We start from the raw sequence: 2,267 nt of genomic DNA, 5'->3' as shown, positions 1-2,267 counted from the left end.
GGGAAATGCCACCACCCCGACTGCGGCGATGGAGGCGACAATCATCGAGAGCACCCAGGGGTTACCGGCCATCAGTTCCTGCCGGTGCATGCCGCCCGGTCGTTGATGGTAGCCCGACCATGCGACGGCCAGTCCAGCCCCGACGTACACAGCCCATCCCATGTCCCGCAGGATGGGCAGGGTGTAGGGGTAGGTGAAAGCAAAGCCGTTCAGGAAGACCAGGGCCAACAGGAATGCCAGGCCGCTCGCCAAGGGCGCCCCGACGGACCGCGGCATCGGCGGTCGGCCGCCGACCATCAGGACCAGGAACGCCAGCACTAGGAACTGGCCGGCCAACAGCGCCACAAGGGCGACAATCCCGTCAGTGAAGTACCCGGCTGCCAGACACCCGGCCAGGATCACGCCGAGCACAACCCGCCGCACCGAGGTCGCCAGCAGGTACTGGTCGATGCCGTGCCGCACGGCAGGCGCCAGGGGCAAGACGGTCAGGATCAGGATCGCCGGGGCGGTGATGGCGTACGGCACATTTGCCCAGTGGGCGACGGCATTCGGCAGCCCAAACAGCGAGGTCTCCAGGAATAGCAGCGCCCCCAGTCCGACGGCTGCCCTGCGGCTGAAGATCCCGGTCCGGGCCTCCCCCGGCCCGCTGCGCCCTCCCAGGAACATGGCAAAGAACACCACCAGCCCGGCCCACACCAACTGGACGGGCAGCCAGCCGGTCCCGAGCGCCACGTCGAAGGTGTGCCCCAGGGCCCGCATCAACTGATCGAGCCCCAGCGCCAGCAGCAGGCTGGGCAGCACCAGCAGGCGGCGGGCCGTGAGCAGCCCAGCCAGGTACATCCCGCCAGCGGCGACGGTGACCAGGCTTGAGGCGAAGCGCCAGCCGGCATCGTTGACGCTCAGTCCGATGCTCCCCAGGGCCGCGGCGAACACGACCAGCATCATCCAGCGGCGAGTCGGTTGCTCGCTGGCCGCAACCGGGGCAACGAACGCCAGGGCGACAAGCACCAGGGTCACGAGCAGCCAGATGTCCGGCGTTCCAGCGAACAGCTGGTCGTACAGGATGCCGAACATCATCGAGAACAGGATGCGCATCCCGCGCAGGAAGAACAGCAGCACCGAGATGGCCTCGATCGCACGCAGGGCCCGGGTATTGATCATGCATCGCCCTCCACGATTGCCGTCCTTACCCTTCAGTCGACGCGATACATCAAGTCGATATAGGTCTTCAAGAAATCGGCGACCAGGCTCTTGACCGGGACGCTCCCGGCCAGGCCATAGACCGCCCCCATCGTACCCTTGTCCTGCGGGTTGCGCCGGACGTGCTCGACGGCCGCTTGCAGATCTGCGATGAAGGCTTCCGCCACTCCCGGCTGCGTGTGGCGTTGCGTGATGCACAGATGCAGGCTGGCCGGGTTCTGCAGCCCGTTCAAGTTCCACTGCTTCTTGGCCAGCGCATCGAGCACGGCGTAGACGTCGACCTCGTGGGAGGCGAAGGCGACGATGAACAGCGAGCGGCCGATCAGGTGTAGCCCAGGAATTCCGGCCACGCCCTCCCGGAGCCAGGCCGTTGTCTCGAGAATTCGTTTGGCAGCCTGCAGGTAGCCTTGCTCGCCGATGGACATCATCGCCGCCCAGCACACTGCCGAGAGGGCACCGGGCCGGCTCCCGGCGAAGGTGGGCGAGAAGTACAGCCCTCCCGGCCAGTCAGCTGTAGCGTAGTACTGATAGCGTCGCAAGTCCGGCGTCCGGTAGAGCACCACCGACGAGCCCTTGGCGGCGTAGCCGAACTTGTGGGTGTCGGCTGAGATTGAGGTCACGCCCGGCAGGCGGAAGTCGAACGCCGGCACCGGAAAGCCCAGCCGCTCGGCCCAGGGCAACAGGAATCCGCCCAGGCAGCCATCGGTGTGAAACCCTATTCCGCGAGCCCGGGCCAGTTCGGAAAGAGCCTCGATGGGATCGACCACGCCATGCGGGAATGACGGGGCCGAGCCGATCATCGCCACCGTGTTCGGGGTGATGGCGGCCTCGACTGCGGCCACATCGGCGGCGTAGTCCCCATCCAGCGGCGTCCGGACAAGTCGGAGGCCGAAGTACTGGGCGGCCTTGTCGAAGGCGGCGTGGGCCGTGACCGGAGCGATGATCTCGGGCGCCGTGATACCCTTCGTCGCCCGCGCCCAGTCGCGGTACGTCTTCATCGCCAGCAGGATGCTCTCCGTTCCGCCGGACGACACCGTGCCGCACACCGGATCGTCGGTCCTTTCGCT

General features: G+C 66.9%; 2 protein-coding genes. Both read right to left on the bottom strand.

Annotated features, from left to right (window positions below):
* Positions 1–1,161: hypothetical protein (locus MUO23_09070; GenBank protein ID MCJ7513106.1), on the bottom strand; the 1,161-nt coding region annotated here is incomplete at its 3' end.
* Between the two features lie 32 nt (positions 1,162–1,193).
* The coding region (locus MUO23_09065) for an aminotransferase class V-fold PLP-dependent enzyme (protein ID MCJ7513105.1) at positions 1,194–2,267 on the bottom strand (1,074 nt) is incomplete at its 5' end.

The sequence above is a fragment of the Anaerolineales bacterium genome, from assembly GCA_022866145.1.
Taxonomy (GTDB): Bacteria; Chloroflexota; Anaerolineae; order Anaerolineales; family E44-bin32; genus PFL42.
Note: the sequence above shows the minus strand (reverse complement) of the source record. Positions and strands in the feature narration are given on the sequence as shown.